This is a genomic window from Brevibacillus thermoruber 423, assembly GCF_000454065.1.
Taxonomy (GTDB): Bacteria; Bacillota; Bacilli; order Brevibacillales; family Brevibacillaceae; genus Brevibacillus; species Brevibacillus thermoruber.
The window spans coordinates 316,658-334,726 of sequence record NZ_KE695649.1 but is presented as its reverse complement, the minus strand read 5'-3'; the positions used below and the strand labels follow the sequence as shown (position 1 = coordinate 334,726).

Below are 18,069 nucleotides of genomic sequence, written 5' to 3'. Positions count from 1 at the left end.
TGCCTCAGCGTGTGCCCAGACTCAGATGCAGGGAAGGAAACGGGATGGCTTTCGCTTCCGTGTACGGAATGGCGTCCGCCTGTGGCAGCGCGGCCGTGCAGTCGTCGAGAAAACGGAGAATCACGTCGACATCGAGATCCCAGTGGCGCGGACCGTATCTGGCCAGATATTTGCGGGCGTTGGCAAACATCAGGCGCGCACCCTTGACGTTGCCGCCGGAGAAGTGATACAGCCCGACCGCCATCTGCAGCAGTCCCTGGAGAAACTTGTTCGATTTGTCTTCCATCCAGATTTCCTCAAGCAGGTCGTGGCACTCGTAGTACTCGCCGGCGTTGAACTTTTCGATAAACCGTATGTACTGCTCGGGGTATCGCATGGTCAACCGCCACCGTCCTTCCGCTTTCCATCGTAACACAGATTGCCCGGTCTCGAAATCCTGACGAAAACTTTACGGATGAGCGAAACGCCGTTCTGTTACAATAAACGCAGACGCAGCAGAAAGGAATGGATCTTTCTATGGCAGCAATACTCGACAACTTTCCGTTATGGGCGGCTCTGATTGCCATAGGAATTGCCCAGTTGATCAAAATCCCGCTTCACTACATCGCCACCCGGACCTGGCAGTGGTCGCTGATGTTCAGCACAGGCGGCATGCCCAGCTCCCATTCGTCCGCGGTGACCGCCCTCTCGACGGCCGTGGGCATCCGGGAAGGGTTCAGCAGCAGCATGTTCGCCATCTCCGCCATCATCGGGGTCATCGTCATGTTCGACGCGGCCGGTGTCCGCCGCCACGCCGGCATGCAGGCAGTCGTGCTGAACAAGCTGGTGGACGAATTCAACCACCTGCTGGAGGGGATGAAGACCTTCAAGGTGCGTCCCAACCAGGAAAAGGCCCAAAAGCTGAAAGAACTGCTCGGCCACCAGCCGATCGAGGTATTCATCGGCGGATGGCTGGGTGTCATGATCGCGCTGATCACACATAGGTTGATGTAGGGCGGCAGGAGACCGCCGGAGTTGTCCCGCACCGGAAACGGAGCCGGGCAGCGCCGTTTCGGGGAGGGAGAGCATGCGCATCGTTTCCATTTGTCCGAGCAATACGGAAATCCTCTATTATCTGGGACTGGGCGATCAGGTGGTCGGTCTGGACGACCACTCCGACTGGCCGGGCGAATGGCAGCACCTGCCGCGCGTCGGACCCGATCTGTCCATCGACATGGAGAAAGTGGAGGCGCTGCGGCCCGATCTGGTCGTCGCCTCGCTCAGCGTTCCGGGTATGGAAAAAAACGTAGAGGAACTCGCCGCCCGGCGGATTCCCCATCTCGTGCTGAATCCGTCGCGGATCGCCGACATCCCCCAGGACATCCGGCTGGTGGGCGAGGCCACCGGTACGGAACAGGCCGCCGAACGGCTGGCCCAGCAATTTGCCGAAAGAGTGGAAACCATCCGTCAGGCGGCAGCGCGACGGGGCACCCGGCCGAAGCTCTACTGGGAATGGTGGCCCAATCCGATCTACACCCCCGGACGAGACAACTGGCTTACGGACGTAAGCGAAATTGCCGGGGGCGTCAACGTGTTCGCCGACTTTCCCTGCGCCAATGTCAAAGCGACCCGCGACATGGTGCGGGAGCGGAATCCCGATCACATCTGCGTCGTCTGGTGCGGCATCGAGCTGCGCCGGATCAAACCGGCGATGATCACCGACCGGCCCGAGTGGCGGGAGATGGACGCCATCCGCCGCGGGCACGTCCATCTGCTGGAAGAAGGACTCTACTGCCGCCCGTCGCCCCGCATTCTGGACGGGTTGGAGCACCTGGTCAAGCTGCTGCACCCGGACGACGTCACCTGAAAGCGTGTTTCCCCTGTACACAAGCAAAGGATTTGCCGCCGGCATCAACACCGGGGCAAATCCTTTTGTGTGTTCCCATCCCGCTAAAGTCAGTGGATGGGGTCGGCCATCGCCGCGATTCCTTTTTCGTTCAGTCGGGTCATCATCGCTTCCGTCACCTTGCCGTCGCCGCGGCGGATGACGTACACGTCCAGGGCTTTTTTGCCCCACTGCTTGAACACATCCTGCTTGGTTTCAAAATAGAGGTCGATCTTGTGGCCGCGAATGGCCCCTCCTTTGTCCGCCACCACGCCGTAGCCGTAACCGGGTATGTACAGGACCGTTCCCAGCGGAAACACGCGCAGGTCGGCGGCAATGGTGGAGTATTCATCCCGGCGAACCCTCACGCCCGAGTATGTAATGCCGTAAGACGGATGGGACGGATGTTTGCCCGTCGATTCATACCCGGCGTAATACCCCGTCGCCACGACGCGAACCTTGGGATACTGCTCCAGCATCCGTTCGTTCTTGTCGGTCATCGGGAGGAAGGAGCTGGTGGAAACGGTCCGTTTCTTGACGACCTGCCTGCCATCCCTCGTCTCCGTGACGCCGAATGCGGTCTGGACGGAGCGATCCCCCATTACATTGTAGCCCAATCCGTCGGTCGCGAAGCCGGTCAGTACGGTAACGCCCAAGACGATCATACTCACCAATCGCTTACCATTCATTCTGTAAAAAACCTCCTCTCGGTTCTAGTCTTGTCCCGAAGAGAAGGAAACTATACACAAAATGACCTCATTACAAAAATATTCTGGATCTTGTGGCACAAAAAAGCCGCCCCGTGCCGGGAGGCGGAAGCTCCTGTCGCCGAGAAGGTTGTGCAGCCTGAACAGAAAAAGGCAGACCCCGCAAAAGGCCCGCCCGAACCGTCGTTAAAACATCCGATACCCTTTTTTCCGCAGCGTTTGGATCGTCCAACCGCTGACCACCGTGCCCGCCATGCCGCATCCCAGGATGATCGCGTCCCAGGGGCCGGGAACGATTTTTTTGTACAACAGCGCCCCGACCACCACGCCGATGACGAGCACCACCGGCAGCCAGGTCGTCCGCAAAATCATGTTTATGATAAAACCGATGCCAAAACCGAGCACGGCAAACAGCACAATGGACACCACAAATTGCAGCAAACTCATCGCCCGTTCAATCCTCCAGCCTTCTGGACGTATCGGCATTCGCGTCCAAACCACGTCCGTTTCCGCTTTTTAGTGTAGCCCAATCCCCGGGGGAGGTCAATCGGAAAAGCGGCGCCGCCCTGTGCAGGCCCAAACAAAAGAGCCGACGTTCGTCGGCTTTCGGCTACGCTTTGACGGGAGAAGCGGCCGTCATCGGTTCGGAATGAGTCCCGGTGCCTTCACAGCCCGGACAGTTCTCGGTGCCGCCCAGCAGCAGTTGGAAATACCCCTGCCCCTTGCAGTACGGGCATTGTTCTTGTTCGGTTCTCATGGTGACCTCTCCTTTCCCATCCACTCGGGAAATAAATTGTATTTTCTGATTTTTTAGATGTGTCTTACTATAACAGAGAATCCGCAGGCACGACAACGGGAAAATCACTCGGAAAACGGAAAAAAACCGGGATGTAAGCGGCTGCATCCCGGTTTTTCTGTCTATTTCTCACGAATGCGAGAAGATTTTATAGCGGGTGTACTGAAAGACGGGCTCGATACCGTACTCCCTCCCGGCGAGTCCCTGCTCCCTGGCGGTGAAACGGGACAGTATGATGGCCGCGAGCGGATCATCCAGCAGCCGGCGAATCGGCAGGAACGCGGCCTCAGCGATTCTCTCCCTCCTGCGGCCGTAGCTCCCCGCTGACATAGTCCATCCAGAAGACCACCACAAAAACCCCCGGCATTTCCCCGGGGGCATTCGTGCATGTCTGTCCTGCTTTCCCAAACCGCCTGCGTTTCGCCGGCCCTTTTCTTCGCGCTACTCGTCGTCTGCGTCGAGCAGGCCGTTGTCGATCATGTAGCGGAGGTTTTCCCGGTCCCGCTCCCGCCCTTTTTCTTTCAGGCGTTCGATCGCGGGCAGGATCAGGATGTCGACTTCGCGCTGCACGTGCTGGGCCAGGTCGTAGCGGCCCTGTTCCTCCAGGTAGGCGCCTACCTCCATCAGCGCGTTGTAGCGCTCCAGTTCATCCCTCGTCAGCAATCCTCTGACCTGAATACTGGCGTGACGCATGGCTGCCTCTTACAACCGCACTTTTTTCATGGCCAGGCCAACCCCGCCGATCTTCCACAGGTAGCGGAGGTCGCTCGCCTTTTTCATCAGGGCGGCGGTGCTGCCGAACAGCTTTTTCGAGCCGACCATGCCGATGCCTTCGCCTTTGCCGAGCGATGCCAGGGTACCCTGCAGCGCCGGAACGAACGGCTGCATCACTTCGCCGCGAATCAGGGCCACCAGGTTGTCGCCCAGGTTTTCCCCTTCCTGTACGGCGATCTGGGCGGTCGGCGGATACGGACGGCCCTCGGCGTTAAAGATCAGGGCGCAGTCGCCGACGACAAACACGTTTTCGTAGCCCGGCGCGCGCAGGTACTCGTCTACCTTCACGCGGCCGCGCATGACTTCGAAGCCGGATTTCTCCACGATGCTGTTGCCGCGCACACCCGCCGCCCAAACGACGGTTTTCGACTTGATCTCTTCGCCGGTAGCCAGCAGGACGCCATCTGCGGTGCACTCCTTGATCGGCGTGCCGATCTTGAACTCGACGCCTTTGCGGCCCAGGACGTCCATCGCGTAGCTGACCAGCTCCGGATCAAAGCCCGGCAGAGCGGTCGGCGCCGCTTCGATGCAGTAGATTTTCACCAGTTCCGGATCGACGTCAAACTCCCGGCACAGCTCCGGAACGCGGTCGGCCAGCTCGCCGCAGAACTCGATGCCGGTGAAGCCGGCTCCGCCCACCACGAAGGTGAGGTAATCGGTGCGCTCCGGCTCGTTTTTGTACTTGGCGAACATGTACTCGATGTGCTCGCGGATCTGGCGCACGGCGTTGATGCTGCGGATGCTGAACGCGTATTCTTTCAAGCCTTGGATGCCAAACGTTTCCGGCTCGCTGCCCAGACCGATCACCAGGTAGTCATAGCTGAGCACTTCGCCGTTTTCCAGCGTGACGGTTTGTTCGTCCGGCTGGATGGACTGAACGGTGCCTTTTACAAAGTTTACCTTGTTCATGTCGATGATCTGATCCAGGCTGACGCGGGCGTGGTCGGCGGAAGCGGTGCCGGCAGCCGGCTCGTGCAGCCAGGTGGTGATGTAGTGGTAGTTGTGCTTGTTGACCAGCGTGATTTCCGCTTCGTTGTAGTTCAGCTTTTTCTGCAGCTTCAGCGTGGTCAGCAGGCCTCCGTATCCGGCGCCGAGGATGAGGATTTTGGGTGTGCTCATGGTATCCCTTCCATTCGTGTTATGATAGGCATTCCCTGGAAGTTTGTGCGAAATTTCACGTGATTGGATACGCTTAAGATGCCCTGAACGACCGCTCCTGTATAAACGGAATAATTGCCCTGCCAGATCCGGTGCTCCAATCTGTGAAAAAAAGCACAATCCAGGAAACAAAAAATTTTGTCAAATTCGTTACATTCACACTCATATTAAAAGGAGTCGACAAGATTTTCAAGTCATTTTTGCCCATCTCCCCGTTTTTTCTCTTCTTTTTTTCGTTTACAGGTATGGGTATAATAGGAAAGGATGCTTTCAGAATATTTCGGAGGTGCTTGAGATTGAACCTTCTGCAAAAGGACGAGCAGGTGTATGACATTACCATTATCGGAGGCGGCCCTGCCGGCTTGTTCACCGCGTTTTACGGCGGGATGCGCCAGGTTAGCGTAAAGATTATCGAAAGCATGCCGCAGCTTGGCGGACAGCTTTCTGCCCTGTACCCGGAAAAATACATATACGATGTGGCCGGGTTTCCGAAAGTGCTGGCCCAGGACCTGATCAACAATTTGAAAGAGCAGGTCTCCCGGTTTCAACCGACCGTCTGCCTGGAGGAAAAGGTGGAAAACGTCGAGAAGAAACCGAATGACATCTTTGAAATCACCACCGACAAAGGCATTCACTACTCGCGCGCCGTCATCATCACCGCCGGCGTGGGCGCGTTTGAGCCCCGCAAACTGGAACATCCTGACGCCGCCAAGTACGAAAAAGCCAACCTGCACTATTTCGTCACCGATCTGAACTCCTTCAAGGGACAGCGCGTAGCCGTCATCGGCGGCGGGGATTCCGCCGTGGACTGGGCGCTGATGCTCGAACCGATTGCCAAGGAAGTCACTCTCATCCACCGCCGCGACAAGTTCCGCGCTCACGAACACAGTGTCGAAATGCTGATGGCCTCCAGCGTCAACGTCACCACGCCGTATGAAATCGCCGCCCTGCACGGCGACGAACGCATCGAACGGCTCACGATCGTCAACAACGTCACCAAAGAAGAGCGCGACCTGGAAGTGGACGCCGTCATCGTCAACTTTGGCTTCATCTCGTCTTTGGGACCGATCAAGAACTGGGGACTGGAACTGGAAAAAGGGGGCATCCTCGTCAACTCCCGCATGGAGACCAACATTCCGGGGATCTACGCGGCCGGCGACATCGCCACCTATCCGGGCAAGGTCAAACTGATCGCCGTCGGCTTCGGCGAAGCGCCTACCGCTGTCAACAACGCGGTCGCCTACATCAATCCGGATGCGAAACTGCAGCCCGGCCACTCCTCCAGCATGGACAATTTCAAGTCGTAACCGTTCGCAGCAGCGCCCTGCCAGCCGTTATCTTCGGCTGGACAGGGCTTTTTTGTCGGGCAAGCCCGAACAAGCGTTCCACCCGTCCTTCCGCGTGGGACGGCCCGTTTGCCTGCGCCAGCCGCTCTGCATAGGGGATGCCGCCCCGGCGCACAGTAGGGAGAGAACGACGCCACAAAAAAGGAGGGATCCATCCCGCCATGGACCATCTCTGCCCCGTCTGCAACGGCCTCATGCCCTACCAGGAAGCATGCCCCCGCTGCGGCCGCCCGTTGGACGACGCCGGACGGCTGTATGACTACTACGGCGATTACAGCCCGTACCTGGAGATCGACGACTCCAAGCTGAACAACGGCTTTCCCGACCGGCTCCACCACCACTGCCTGCACGTGGGCTGGTGTCCCGCCTGCAGGCAGGAGCATCTGTCGGTGATCGAGGAGTGGAGCAGCCAGGCGCTGCATGACCAGTCGCCGCCGCCCTTTACTCCGGATGCAGGGGAATCTCCACGGTAAAGCAGACGCCGTCGTCCGTGTTGGCCGCCCGCAAATGGGCACGGTGCAGCCGGGCAATCCGCTGCACAATCGCCAAGCCCAGGCCGAACTCCCCCTTCTCCCCTTTCACAAACTGCTTGAACAGCGCTTCCTCCTCCGGAATGGGCGGCCCGTCGTTGCCGATGCGCAGCACCGCCTTTCCGGCTTCCTGCCGCAGTGAGAGGAAAATCCGCTCCCGGGCATAGCGCGTCTGGTTGTCCAGCAGGTTTTCCAGCAGGACGCCCCACTGCTCCCTGTCGCCCGTGACGGTCACCGGCTCCAGCGACTCCTCCCAGCGGACGTCGGTCCGCCGCCAGCGCAGCCGCTCCCATACATCGCGGGCCAGCTCGTCCAGGCGAAACGGCCGGTGCTCCGGCCGGCGCGTCTCCAGATAATCCAGCTTGGTCATGTAGAGCAGGCCGCGAATCCGTTTTTCCAACCGCTCCGCCTCGCTGTCGATCACCTGCACCGACCCCTGCAGGTCGCCGCGCGGATAGATCCCGTCCAGGATCGACTGGGCGTAGCTGCGAATCACCATCACCGGCGTTTTCAGCTCGTGGGAGACGTCCTGCAAAAAGGCCTGCTGGGCTTCATCCTGCCGAACCAGCCGCTCCCTCATCCGCTCGATCGAACGGGACAGCCGGCCGATTTCGTCGCTGCGGTCCGTCACGAACGGTTCGTGCCAATCCCGGTCGGCGATCCGTTTCACCCGCTTTTCCATCTGCACCAGCGGACGGGTGAGGTAGCGGGCCAGCCAGATGCAGGGCAGCAGGCTGGCCACCAGTACGATCCCCAGGATCAGGAACAGCCGGCGAACCAGCGTGCGCACCAGGTCGTTCAAGTAGCTCTCCCAGACGTACGACACCAGGTACACCGTCCTGCCGTTCGCCTGTTCCCGGCGAATGACGTAGAAAATGGTGTCGTCGTCCACGCTGCGGATATACCGCTGGACGTCGGGCAGCTGCGTGCGAATATCCTCCCCGACCATCTCGACAAACGAGCGCGGCAGCATCCGTCCGACAATCGGCCTGCCGTTTTCGCGAAAGAAAACGTGGTTCACCGTGCGTATGTTTTTCCTCTCCAGTTCCCGCCTGAACAGCCTGTTTTCCTCCAGGGGAGGCCGGATGTAATCCAGCAGCGTATCCTGGGCCGTCTCGATGGTGACGAAGATTTCCCGGGTAAAAAAGCTGCGCAGCGTCCACGGAAACAAAAGGGCCAGGAGGATCGCGACGCCCAGCGTGATGCCGGCGAAGACCAGCCAGATCTGGACAGCCAACGGGTAGTTTTTCATGAGCCGATCATCCTGTAGCCAAATCCGTACAGGGTTTCCAGCCGCAGCTCCGGCATTTTCTTGCGCAGGCGGCGCACCAGATCGTCGACGACGCGGTCGGTCCCGGTAATCATCGCCCCAGATGCGGCGCAGGATGCTTTCCCGTTCAAACGCCTGGCCCGGGCCGCTTCCCCGTTGTGAAACGAACCCACCTGCCACCCTTCGTTTTGCAAGGAGGTGAGTACCCGGTTCAGATTGTCCTCATCTTCCACCAGATAAATGAGATAGCTCACGTTCATGCCTCCTCCGTCTTCCCCCTGCGAATGCCGGCATCCCGTCCGGCCGGCCCATTCCATGAAAAAAGGACGCGCACGGGGACACGTCCTTTTTTGGTTCCTATTGTACCGAAAACCGGCGGCTGCCCGCTAGTTTTTCTTCTGTTCCAGCTTTTTGGCGAGGTGCTGGTTGACCGTTTTCACCTCGTCCAGGAGCTTCGGCAGCACGTCCTTGATCTTCGCGGCGTCACCGGATTGGATCGCGGCGTCGAACGCCTCGTGGGTCTGTTTAAACTGTTCCATCACGGCGCGCATCGTTTCCGCGTCTTTTGGATTGCGCTCGCCGAAGTTTTTGACGCGCCATTCTTTCAACTGCTGCTTCATCTGCTCTCGGGTGATCTCGCCGTTTTTCACCTGCTCGTGCAGTTTTTCGCTCAGCGCTTTCCATTCCTCCCGCAGCTTTTGTTTTTGCTCGTCCTGGCCGTTTTGCTCCCGCACCGCCTTCAGTTCCGTCATCAGGCGTTCCCGTTCGGCAAAAGCGGCTTTCCATTCGTCCACGCTGTCCGGCGTGTACTTTTCGGCCAGCAGGGTCAGGTACATCTGACGGTGTGCATTCAGGTGCATCCCGCGGTGCCATTTGCCTTTTTGGTGTTCGCCTTGATGCTCGTGCTGCGCGCCGACCTGTCCGGCCTGGATGAGCTTCGCCGCCGGCCGTGCCTGGGTGTCCGCCGCGTGTACGCCGGCCGGAATCGCCAGACCCATCACGAGTGCTGTCGCCAAAACGCTTTTTTGCCAAAGTTTCATGTTCCGTCACTCCTTTTTGCGTACTGATCTGGTCATGATGCCGGTCGCTTCCCGGCTGCAGGTAACAGTCTACGCAAACAATGTGGCACGATTGTCAAGCGAATGTGGAAAATTGTGAAATGGCCTGGCTACAGCGGCCGCAGCCCGTCCCTGTCCAACCCCAGCCTCTCCACCAATCCCATCTGTTCGAGATCGTTCCGGGTTTTCGGCGTGCCCAGCCGGTAGATCGTGCGGTAAATCTCGCGCAGGTTGTCGTCGTACTCGTCGTTGTCCCGATCCGGCATGTCGCTCCACAAGGTATGCCCGTGCATCCACATCATGAAGTCCCCGTGCACGCAGTGGTTGAACAGGTCGCGCAGCATTCCCGCTTCCACCTCGGTCGCCTCGATCTCAAAGTCGTAGGTGGAATCGCCCTTGACGTCGCGGATCTCGGCCACGGTCGTCCCCGACTGCAGCGTGATGTAATACCGGTTTCTTTCCAGGGCCACCATCTCCTCTGCTTCAAACTCGGCCCTGCCGTAAGCGGAGCCTATGGAGGTTGCATGCAAGCATTCCCTTTCTATCATGCGCCGGGCAGAGGGAAAATATGTATCTCGCAATCTAAAAAAATTGTAATCATGTAGCATATTTTGCCTTGACGCCGCACATGAAGTCATCATATACTGGCCTCGTTAACGATAATGATAATCGTTATCATACATTTTTTATTCTTACAAGGAGGTTCATCCATGAAGTTCCATTTGCTCAAACCGCTTTACACCACGACCCTGATCGCCACGATTCTCTCAGGTGCAGCACCTGTCCTCGCCGCTCCTGCCGATGCGGGTGCATCCGAAGCTGCTGCTGCGGCCCCGGCAGAAATTTCCGACCTGACGCTTGAGCAGGCGATTGAAAAGGCAATCACCAGCAGCATCGACCTGAGGCTGCTCAAGCTCGACAGCGACTCCGCCTATTACACAACACGCCTGACTTTATTGGGCACGAAAGCGACGAAAGTAGATTCCATCAAGACCTTGAGCAGTGCCAAATCGAAATTCGAGACAGAAGCAGATGCGATCAGGGATTACAAGGTCGCCGAGTCCAACTGGAAAATACAAGAAAACAACGTCCGACTCAATGTACACAAAGCGTATTTTGATGTACTGGCAGCGAAAGAGAAGGCGGACTTGCAAAAGAAGTACGTCGAAATGATGAACGGGGACAACAACAACGACGCTCAAGAAACACTCCGCGAACTCGAAGCCAAGTATCGTGAGGCGCTTGCCAAACTGAATCAACTGATGAACGAAAAGAGCGACAAAGAGTGGAACCTGGCAGCCGTGAATTATTCCGCCTTCCAACTGCTCCCGGTCGACGAATACAAAAAAACCGCCTACGAAAGACGCCCCGATCTGGTGAAAGCCTCCGCCGAAAAAGCATTTTACCAAGCCAAAGTAAACTACATCAGCCAGTACGCCTCCCTCAGTACCTACCCTGGGCGTATCGCACAAATTGAGCTGACAAAAGCCGAGCTTTTGTTGCAAACAGCCCAACGAAAGGCTGACCAGGAAATCGCGGCCAATTACGAGAAAGTGATTCAGGCGAAACAAGCCATGGAGGAAAGCAGCGCAAGTCAAAAATCGGCGGAAGAACGTTACCGTCAAACCTACATCGACTACCTGAACGGAAAAGCATCCGCATCTGAGCTGGCCGACCGTAAAGAAAAATGGCTGGACAGCATTGCCGAAAGCATTGATTCTGCGTATCAATACAATGTTGCAGTAGCCACTTTGCAATATTCCATCGGATTTTAATCGCCCCATTACCTGCATGGCCCTCTATCCGCTGTGCTGACAAGCTGGCACATTACGGAATGGAGACGAAATCATAGTATCGCGCGTTTGTCACGAACCCTGGGATAAAGCAGGTGTTTGCACTACGTAACAAACGGGCTTCATCATAACAAAAGCGTGGCGGTCAAGAACCTGTTCACACGTTCTGTCCGCCACGCTTTTCCTGCTGCTGCTCCTCTACTTGTTTTCTTTGCGCAAATTGTGCCCTGTATTTTCCCCCGTATGGGGAGGTGTGCTGCGAGAGCCGGCCGCAGCCTCAGTCGGCCGTTTGGCCTTGTTGTTGTGCTTTGCCATCTGGAATCTCCTCCTGCGTGTAGGATACCCCTGTAGGATGTCCTGCGGCAGAATGGAAAAAACACTCTGACCCGCGCTGCAGGCCAAAGTGTTTTGAGAGGTCGTGCTCTTCTTTGTTCGTTTGCTTTATTTCACCACGAGTGTGGCGACCATTTTGCCGTGATCGGGACCGCAGACGACGTTGCAGAAGATTTTGTACTCGCCCGGCTTGTCGACGGTCAGCGTCTTGCTGCCCTCGTTCTGGATGTCCACGTCCAGCCCTTCAATGCCGATGCCGTGGAAGCCTTCGGTCGACTTGAAGTTGATCGTAAACGGCTCACCCGCTTTTACTTCAAATGTATCCTGGTTGAACTTCCAGTTGCTCGCCTCAATGTTGATCGCCGTGCCGGACGCCGCCGGAGCGGGTTGGCTGCTCCCTTGAGCCGCTTCCTGTTTGTCGCCGCCGCAGCCTGCCAGCATGACGGACAAGACTGCTGCCGACATCATGAGACCCCACATTTTTTTCATAAGACACCCTTCTTTCATGCAATGTCTTCACGTTCTACAATTTCATTGTAGCGAAAGAAATCGGTCCAGAATCTGCCAACCTGTGAACGAATCTTGACGAACCGGCGAACGATTGGTGAACGCCGCTGGCGGCCGCTTCCCTACCCGCGCTTCTCATCGATGCCGTACTTCTCGCTGTCCCTGCGGGCGTTCCACCATGCCAGCGCTCGCTGTTCCAGCGCCTTGACAAACGCGTCTTTGCCGGCGACGTACGCAGCAATGTCGGCGGGAAACCGCTCCGCCAAACGCCGCTTCAGGTCACGGTAGGCCGCCGCTTCCGCCGGATGGGCCATCAGATAGTCGCGAAACGCCAGAAGGCGGATCACCTCGTCGCTGCCCTGTTGAAAGACATGGACATGATGGGTCCGCTTGTCGCCTCCTTTGCAGAAGTAACGCCGCCCGGGGATGCCGTTTTCGCCGCGCGCTTCGTAGCCCAATGACTCCATGCGGCTGCAGCGGGCATCCACGCTCTCGATCCGGTCCACCTCCACCAGGATGTCGAGAATCGGTTTGGCGGCCATGCCTGGCACCGACGTACTGCCGATGTGATGAATGTCCCGTACGGCACCGCCCACGGCCTCCCTGATCTTCGCCGCTTCCTCCCGAAACATCTCCGGCCAGCGGTCGTCGTACGCTACAACCTCCACGGTTCGCATCGAATCGCCTCCCGCTTCTCTATTCCTCCTCCCCTGCTCCAACTCCTTCCAGCCCGTAAAAGGGGCGATATCCCCTATGCATGTCAACGGGGAGCGAGGTTCGCCTCCGTCGAGCGAGGATCATCTACGTCTTCGCCGGCAAAAAAGAAACCCTCGCCGGCATCGCATGACCGTCATGCAATGCCCACGAGGGTTGTGTCCTCTCGTTATGCGTCTTACTCGTCGCACTTCTCCGGCTTGCCCTCGGCCAGCGCCGTTCGAAACGACGCGCCGCAGCCGCAGGAGGCGACCGCATTGGGGTTGTCGATGGAGAAGCCGCCGCCCATCAGCGATTCCTTGTAGTCGATTCGCGTGCCTTCAATGTATAGATAGCTGTCCTTGTCGACAACAATCTTGATTCCGTCCTGTTCGAAGGTGTGGTCGCCTTCCTTCATTTCCTGATCCCAGCCCATCCCATAGGTAAAGCCGCTGCAGCCGCCCGGACGGACGCCTACGCGCAGGAACAGGTTGGGATTGTTTTCCGCAGCCAGCATCTCCTTTACCTTCCGGCTGGCTTGTTCCGTCAATGTGATCATCTCGTTTCCCTCCTTCACCGGCGGTTTCCATTCCATGAGGCACCACGCAAGCGCCGTGTTCCTTTTTACAGGGTGCCGCTTTCTGCTTTCAGTATACAAAAGGAAGACGCGTTTTCACAAGGCTGCCCTGCACTTCGGGCGCCTGCCCCCTTCCCCCACTGAACACGCCTGCCCAAACAAAAAAAGAGGGGTTGCCCTCCTCACGCAAAATGCGCCTTGTTTTCCAACATGTAAAAGCGATACGGTTTTGACTTTTTGCCTACCTTGGACAGACTATGATCCAATTGGTTCAGTTCGTTGTGAAGTTGATCAATCTGCTTACTGTATTCCAGGACATCCGGATGATCCAACCCAAACTCTAACCCCATTTTCACCATACGCTGTCGAAGGAGTTCGATTTTTTCGAGTACCATATCTCGCATTGCTGAAGCTCCTCCTAAAGATAGATAAGGCGTTCGTACCTTCATTTCATTTACATTTTACAGGAACTGCAGCCATAAGGCAATCAAAATTTCCTTATATAACCATGAAAATACCAGGTTTTTGGCGATATTTGCAAGATTTTTACAGGTCGGACGCTGCTAAACTTCTGATATTGTTCCACCTTCCCAAGAGGTTTATAATTATAGATGCTTTTGTGAACGATTGACGGATCAGCCCTGACCACCCGCATCAGGGCAACCGACCGGACGAAATCTGAGAAGGGAAGTGTTCGGATGGCGCTTGACACCTTAACCATCCAAGACCAATCGCTGGCCGGTGTGGCGGAAAAGGTCATTCACGGCGAGCGGCTTACACTGGAAGACGGCCTCACCCTGTTCAACTCGAACGATCTGTTGACCATCGGCCAACTGGCCAACCTGGTCAACCAGCGAAAAAACGGGAATAACGTCTATTTTATTCAAAACATGTACATCAACCCGACCAACGTCTGTGAGGCGCACTGCAGGTTCTGCGGTTTCCGTCGAGATCTCGGGGAAGACGGCGCTTACACGATGAGCATGGACGAACTGCTGCACTACGTCGGCTCGCGGTATCGCGAAGGCATCCGCGAGTTCCACATCGTCGGCGGCCACAATCCGCACGTGCCGTTTGACTATTACGTAGACACGATCCGCACCCTGAAAAAGGCGTATCCGCACGTAACGATCAAAGCGTACACCGGCGCGGAGATCGAATTCTTCACGCGCATCTCCGGCCTGTCCATCAAGGAAGTGCTGCAGGAGCTGATGAAAGCCGGGCTGGAAAGCCTGACCGGGGGCGGCGCGGAAATCCTGACGGAGCGGTACCGCATGAAGATGAGCCCGGAAAAGGCCAGCACGGACATGTACCTGCAGGTGCACCGCACGGCTCATCAGCTCGGCCTGAAGACCCACACCACGATGCTGTACGGCTCCATCGAGACGCTGGAGGAGCGCCTGATTCACATGATCCGCCTGCGCGAACTGCAGGACGAGACCAACGGCTTTTTGGTGTTCATCCCGCTGGCGGTGCAGCCGATCAAGGCGTCGGCCGGCATCAAGCGGCGCAACTCGGCGATCGACGACCTGAAGACGATGGCCATCAGCCGCCTGATGATGGACAATTTCCAGCATATCAAGGCGTACTTTATCAACATCGGCACGCAGTTGACGCAGGTGTCCCTGACCATGGGCATGTCCGACGTGCACGGCACGCTGATCGAAGAGCGCATCAGCCACTCCGCCGGCGCGCTGACCCAACAGGCCCTCACCGTCGACGAACTGGTCTGGCTGATCAAAGGAGCCGGCAAACGCGCGCTGGAACGGGATACGTTCTACAACGTCATCAAGGAACACTGAGAACCGGACCCGCGACACGACATGCCGCCATACCTTCATCGCAAGCTGGCGCCTCTCTTATGGGCGTCGGCTTGTTTTGTTTCGCCCCCGTGTCGGACTGCTTCCCCAGAGGGTTCAGCGGATGACATTCAGACATCGTCCGCATTCGGTTCCACCAAAAAAAGGCACGCCGAAGCATTCGGCCGTGCCTTTTTCATCCACCTGTCTTCAAAACGGGAATCCGTCATCCTCCTCGTCTTCCCGCAGCTTTTTCTTGATGTTCGCCAGAAGCTCCTCCGCGGTGGCCGCCTGGACCAGGTCGCCGTTCACCAGCGCAAACGGCTGCATGTAGCATTCGCCGCAATGGCCGAGACAGCCGTACTCCAGCACGTCCACATCCAGCTCGGGATCGTTTTCCAGCGCCTCCATCACGGATTTTGTATAGGAAGAGACGTTGCTCGCGCAAAATTCAACTAATGGCTTCATCCATTTTCACCTGCCGTCAACATGGACTGTTCTCCTCATCGTGTACCGCGTCATGGCAAACGCTGCGGTCCACAGGGGAATTTTCCGGCGAACCCGCACGCGGAATGCGTCGTCAGCGCCGGCATTCCCGGTTTCGTGCGAGCCCTCCAGACCCTCCCCCCTATCATAGCAAACTGAGGCCTGATCGCAACTGGTTTCCCCCCCTGGCAGGTGCAGTGATCCGCGAATGAACGGGAAAAAGATTCTGCTTGCAATTTGCGCAAAAGAGACTAACAATAGAATGGGTGCTGTAAAATAACGGACAGAAGAAAGGACTAGACCTTCTATGAAACGACTTGTGATCCTTGGCGGAGGGTACGGGGGTCTGCGGATTATCGAGCGGGTCCTGTCCCCGGATTTGCCTGACAACGTCTTTGTGACGCTTGTGGACCGGATGCCGTTTCACGGCTTGAAAACGGAGTATTACGCCCTCGCGGCGGGAACGGAACCGGAAAAAGCCGTGCGCGTCCCGTTTCCAAGCGATCCTCGTTTGACGACAAAATTCGGGGAGGTAACCGGCGTAAATATGGACGAGCGGATCGTCACGTTCGCAAACGGCGACACCCTCTCCTACGACTGGCTGGTTATCGCGCTCGGATGTGAAGACCGTTATCATGACATCCCGGGAGCGGAACAATATACCCACTCGATTCAAACCATGAACGCGACCCGCAACACCTACGCAGCCATCAACAACCTGGACCCGTACGGTACAGTGACGATCGTCGGCGGAGGTTTGAGCGGCGTGGAGCTGGCCTCCGAACTGCGGGAAAGCCGCCCGGACCTGAACATTCGCATTCTGGACCGCGGCCCGAGCATTCTCAGCCCGTTCCCGAAAAAACTGCAGCAGTACGCCTCCCAGTGGTTTATCGAACACGATGTGCAGTTGGTCTCCATGGCCAGCGTCAACCGCGTCGAGCCGGGCGTGGTCTACAACCACAACGAGCCGGTGGAAACCGACGTCACCGTCTGGACGGCCGGAATCCAGGCCAGCCGCATCGTGCGCGCTCTGCCGATCGAGAAGGACAACATCGGCCGGGCCAAGCTGAACCAGTATCACCAGATTCCCGAGTATCCCAACGTGTACGTGGTGGGCGACTGTGCCAGCCTGCCCATCGCCCCGAGTGCCCAATCGGCGGAGCTGCAGGGTGAACAGATCGCCCTGATGCTGAAGAAGGACATCAAGGGCGAAGAATACCCCGCTTCCCTGCCGGACATCAAGCACAAGGGATTCCTCGGCTCGCTGGGCAAAAAGGAAGGCTTTGGCGTGATGGGCAAAGTCTCCCTGGTCGGCCAAATGCCCCGCGTGATGAAGAGCGGCGTGCTGTGGATGTACAAAAAGCATCTCGGATAGTGCGGATCAAGATGAACAAAGCCTTTCGGTTCCTCGCCGAAAGGCTTTTTCGTTTCCAGTTGACACGGTTACTGCGAGACATACATGAAATTGTTGATGTAACTGCCATCTTTCTGCAGGAAAATCGTCTGCAGTGCTCCCGTTTGGAAATCGTAATAGTAAATGCCCCTTTCCTGTTTGTGGGAGGAGTCTTTGCTGCCGCCCAGGAAGTACAATCCCTTCCCGTCTTTGGTCAAAAAGACGCCGGTTCTGGCAGAGATAGGCAAGTCAAGTTTCCGTCTCGTCCCCGTATTAATGTCCACCAGATTGTATTCGACCGGTGGCCTGAGCACATGGGGCGACGTGACCAGAAACAGTTGCCCGCCTCTGGCCGAAATCCCCATAATTTGCTCATCTTTCAGCTCGATGATCTTCCGCTTCTGTTTGGTGACGTTGTCGATTTCGACTACGGTGTGGGTGGCGGGCACCATGAAGGTCTGTGTCTCGTTGGCGTGCATCAGTTTTGCATAATCCTCTTTGTCCGAATACTGCACAAGATATGTCTTGTTTGTCTCGGGATCGTAGCTGGCCGTCCACGTGTTCGTGTCCGTGTCCTGCTCGTCGATAAATTCGAGCCTCTTCGTCTTTTTCTCGTAAAAGGCCGTTTGCAGCACGCGCCTCCCTTTTTTCACCGCGATCACAATCACCGGGCCTTCCGCAGTCGTCGGAATGATGTGATTGATGGCAAATAGATCGGTGGATAACTGTTCGGTCTTTCCGTCGCGCAAATCGTACGCAAACAATTGGTCACCCTTGTCACCTACGTCGGCGGAGTAGTACAGCTTGTGTTCAGGCCAGGAAACAACCGTCAGGGGGTATTGGGACGTGTACGGGATGTCATTGACGTGAACAAGTTTTCCGTTGGCCAGATCGTAGGTGTACACTCCCATCGACATCCCGCCTTCGGGACTATACCCGTCCACGTACTCGGTTCTCGTTATTGACAAATAATCACCCGACGGCG

General features: G+C 57.1%; 23 protein-coding genes and 1 pseudogene. 7 read left to right on the top strand and 17 right to left on the bottom strand.

Translation table 11 applies throughout. From position 1 onward, the window contains the following. Window positions 1-4: 4 nt before the first annotated feature. Complete coding sequence (locus M516_RS0106565) at window positions 5-376, bottom strand: DUF309 domain-containing protein (RefSeq protein ID WP_029098416.1); 372 nt, start codon at window positions 374-376, stop codon at window positions 5-7. Between the two features lie 140 nt (window positions 377-516). Here M516_RS0106565 and M516_RS0106560 point away from each other — a divergent pair, with 140 nt between their 5' ends. Both M516_RS0106560 and M516_RS0106555 read left to right on the top strand, forming a co-directional pair. Further along, window positions 517-993: a divergent PAP2 family protein gene (locus M516_RS0106560; protein WP_029098415.1), complete on the top strand. Its 477-nt coding sequence runs from the start codon at window positions 517-519 to the stop codon at window positions 991-993. Between the two features lie 73 nt (window positions 994-1,066). Continuing rightward, window positions 1,067-1,846, top strand: a complete 780-nt coding sequence (locus tag M516_RS0106555; protein ID WP_029098414.1) for a cobalamin-binding protein — start codon at window positions 1,067-1,069, stop codon at window positions 1,844-1,846. Window positions 1,847-1,935: 89 nt separating this feature from the next. Here the strand turns inward: M516_RS0106555 and M516_RS0106550 are convergent, their stop codons facing one another. From M516_RS0106550 to M516_RS0106525, 6 genes are all read right to left on the bottom strand, one after another. Beyond that, on the bottom strand, window positions 1,936-2,553 hold the full coding sequence (locus M516_RS0106550) for a 3D domain-containing protein (RefSeq protein ID WP_029098413.1): 618 nt from the start codon (window positions 2,551-2,553) through the stop codon (window positions 1,936-1,938). 204 nt (window positions 2,554-2,757) lie between these two features. Beyond that, window positions 2,758-3,018 (bottom strand): YuiB family protein, encoded by a 261-nt coding sequence (locus M516_RS0106545; RefSeq protein WP_029098412.1) that lies wholly within the window; start codon window positions 3,016-3,018, stop codon window positions 2,758-2,760. A 163-nt stretch (window positions 3,019-3,181) separates the two neighbouring features. Continuing rightward, window positions 3,182-3,328 carry a YuiA family protein gene (locus M516_RS25470; protein ID WP_193746945.1) on the bottom strand — a complete coding sequence of 49 codons (147 nt, stop codon included), beginning with the start codon at window positions 3,326-3,328 and terminating at the stop codon, window positions 3,182-3,184. A 168-nt stretch (window positions 3,329-3,496) separates the two neighbouring features. Beyond that, the gene (locus tag M516_RS0106535) at window positions 3,497-3,697 is read right to left on the bottom strand and encodes a hypothetical protein (RefSeq protein WP_029098411.1); all 201 of its coding nucleotides are present in this window, start codon (window positions 3,695-3,697) and stop codon (window positions 3,497-3,499) included. Between the two features lie 111 nt (window positions 3,698-3,808). Further along, the gene (locus M516_RS0106530; RefSeq protein WP_029098410.1) at window positions 3,809-4,060 is read right to left on the bottom strand and encodes a hypothetical protein; all 252 of its coding nucleotides are present in this window, start codon (window positions 4,058-4,060) and stop codon (window positions 3,809-3,811) included. A 9-nt stretch (window positions 4,061-4,069) separates the two neighbouring features. After that, window positions 4,070-5,260: an NAD(P)/FAD-dependent oxidoreductase gene (locus tag M516_RS0106525; RefSeq protein ID WP_029098409.1), complete on the bottom strand. Its 1,191-nt coding sequence runs from the start codon at window positions 5,258-5,260 to the stop codon at window positions 4,070-4,072. 335 nt (window positions 5,261-5,595) lie between these two features. On the opposite strand from M516_RS0106525, the gene M516_RS0106520 reads away from it, so the two are divergent. Both M516_RS0106520 and M516_RS22885 read left to right on the top strand, forming a co-directional pair. Further along, entirely contained in the window at window positions 5,596-6,606 is a 1,011-nt protein-coding gene (locus M516_RS0106520; protein ID WP_029098408.1) for an NAD(P)/FAD-dependent oxidoreductase, read from the top strand. Between the two features lie 200 nt (window positions 6,607-6,806). Continuing rightward, the gene (locus M516_RS22885; RefSeq protein WP_238550921.1) at window positions 6,807-7,118 is read left to right on the top strand and encodes a hypothetical protein; all 312 of its coding nucleotides are present in this window, start codon (window positions 6,807-6,809) and stop codon (window positions 7,116-7,118) included. Here M516_RS22885 and M516_RS0106510 read toward each other — a convergent pair. From M516_RS0106510 to M516_RS0106495, 4 genes and pseudogenes are all read right to left on the bottom strand, one after another. After that, window positions 7,087-8,427 (bottom strand): sensor histidine kinase, encoded by a 1,341-nt coding sequence (locus tag M516_RS0106510; RefSeq protein ID WP_029098407.1) that lies wholly within the window; start codon window positions 8,425-8,427, stop codon window positions 7,087-7,089. The two genes, M516_RS22885 and M516_RS0106510, sit on opposite strands and share 32 nt — an antisense overlap. Next, window positions 8,424-8,586: pseudogene (locus M516_RS25895) on the bottom strand (winged helix-turn-helix domain-containing protein); the annotation flags it as partial. The gene M516_RS0106510 and the pseudogene M516_RS25895, both read right to left, overlap by 4 nt. A gap of 245 nt (window positions 8,587-8,831) precedes the next feature. Further along, window positions 8,832-9,485 carry a hypothetical protein gene (locus tag M516_RS0106500; protein ID WP_029098405.1) on the bottom strand — a complete coding sequence of 218 codons (654 nt, stop codon included), beginning with the start codon at window positions 9,483-9,485 and terminating at the stop codon, window positions 8,832-8,834. A gap of 128 nt (window positions 9,486-9,613) precedes the next feature. Next, a complete protein-coding gene (locus M516_RS0106495) occupies window positions 9,614-10,033 on the bottom strand; it encodes a hypothetical protein (RefSeq protein ID WP_238550920.1) in 420 nt (139 codons plus the stop codon). Between the two features lie 180 nt (window positions 10,034-10,213). Here M516_RS0106495 and M516_RS0106490 point away from each other — a divergent pair, with 180 nt between their 5' ends. Next, the gene (locus M516_RS0106490) at window positions 10,214-11,278 is read left to right on the top strand and encodes a TolC family protein (protein WP_029098403.1); all 1,065 of its coding nucleotides are present in this window, start codon (window positions 10,214-10,216) and stop codon (window positions 11,276-11,278) included. A 459-nt stretch (window positions 11,279-11,737) separates the two neighbouring features. Here the strand turns inward: M516_RS0106490 and M516_RS0106480 are convergent, their stop codons facing one another. The 4 genes from M516_RS0106480 to M516_RS0106465 all read right to left on the bottom strand — a co-directional run bounded on the left by M516_RS0106480 (window position 11,738) and on the right by M516_RS0106465 (window position 13,810). Further along, window positions 11,738-12,118 carry a cupredoxin domain-containing protein gene (locus M516_RS0106480; RefSeq protein ID WP_029098402.1) on the bottom strand — a complete coding sequence of 127 codons (381 nt, stop codon included), beginning with the start codon at window positions 12,116-12,118 and terminating at the stop codon, window positions 11,738-11,740. A 140-nt stretch (window positions 12,119-12,258) separates the two neighbouring features. Next, window positions 12,259-12,813, bottom strand: coding sequence for a GrpB family protein (locus tag M516_RS22880; RefSeq protein WP_051188118.1), 555 nt, complete (start codon window positions 12,811-12,813; stop codon window positions 12,259-12,261). A 215-nt stretch (window positions 12,814-13,028) separates the two neighbouring features. Beyond that, window positions 13,029-13,388, bottom strand: a complete 360-nt coding sequence (gene erpA / locus M516_RS0106470; protein ID WP_029098401.1) for an iron-sulfur cluster insertion protein ErpA — start codon at window positions 13,386-13,388, stop codon at window positions 13,029-13,031. 200 nt (window positions 13,389-13,588) lie between these two features. Further along, entirely contained in the window at window positions 13,589-13,810 is a 222-nt protein-coding gene (locus tag M516_RS0106465; protein ID WP_029098400.1) for an aspartyl-phosphate phosphatase Spo0E family protein, read from the bottom strand. 294 nt (window positions 13,811-14,104) lie between these two features. On the opposite strand from M516_RS0106465, the gene mqnE reads away from it, so the two are divergent. Then, window positions 14,105-15,208: an aminofutalosine synthase MqnE gene (gene mqnE / locus M516_RS0106455; protein ID WP_029098398.1), complete on the top strand. Its 1,104-nt coding sequence runs from the start codon at window positions 14,105-14,107 to the stop codon at window positions 15,206-15,208. Window positions 15,209-15,415: 207 nt separating this feature from the next. Here mqnE and M516_RS0106450 read toward each other — a convergent pair whose 3' ends face one another. Further along, the gene (locus M516_RS0106450; RefSeq protein ID WP_029098397.1) at window positions 15,416-15,673 is read right to left on the bottom strand and encodes a DUF1450 domain-containing protein; all 258 of its coding nucleotides are present in this window, start codon (window positions 15,671-15,673) and stop codon (window positions 15,416-15,418) included. 325 nt (window positions 15,674-15,998) lie between these two features. Between M516_RS0106450 and M516_RS0106445 the strand changes: the two genes are divergently transcribed. Then, window positions 15,999-17,066: an NAD(P)/FAD-dependent oxidoreductase gene (locus tag M516_RS0106445; RefSeq protein WP_029098396.1), complete on the top strand. Its 1,068-nt coding sequence runs from the start codon at window positions 15,999-16,001 to the stop codon at window positions 17,064-17,066. A 68-nt stretch (window positions 17,067-17,134) separates the two neighbouring features. On the opposite strand, the gene M516_RS25890 is transcribed toward M516_RS0106445, so the two are convergent. Then, on the bottom strand, window positions 17,135-17,995 hold the full coding sequence (locus M516_RS25890) for a hypothetical protein (RefSeq protein WP_051188117.1): 861 nt from the start codon (window positions 17,993-17,995) through the stop codon (window positions 17,135-17,137). Between the last annotated feature and the right edge of the window lie 74 nt (window positions 17,996-18,069).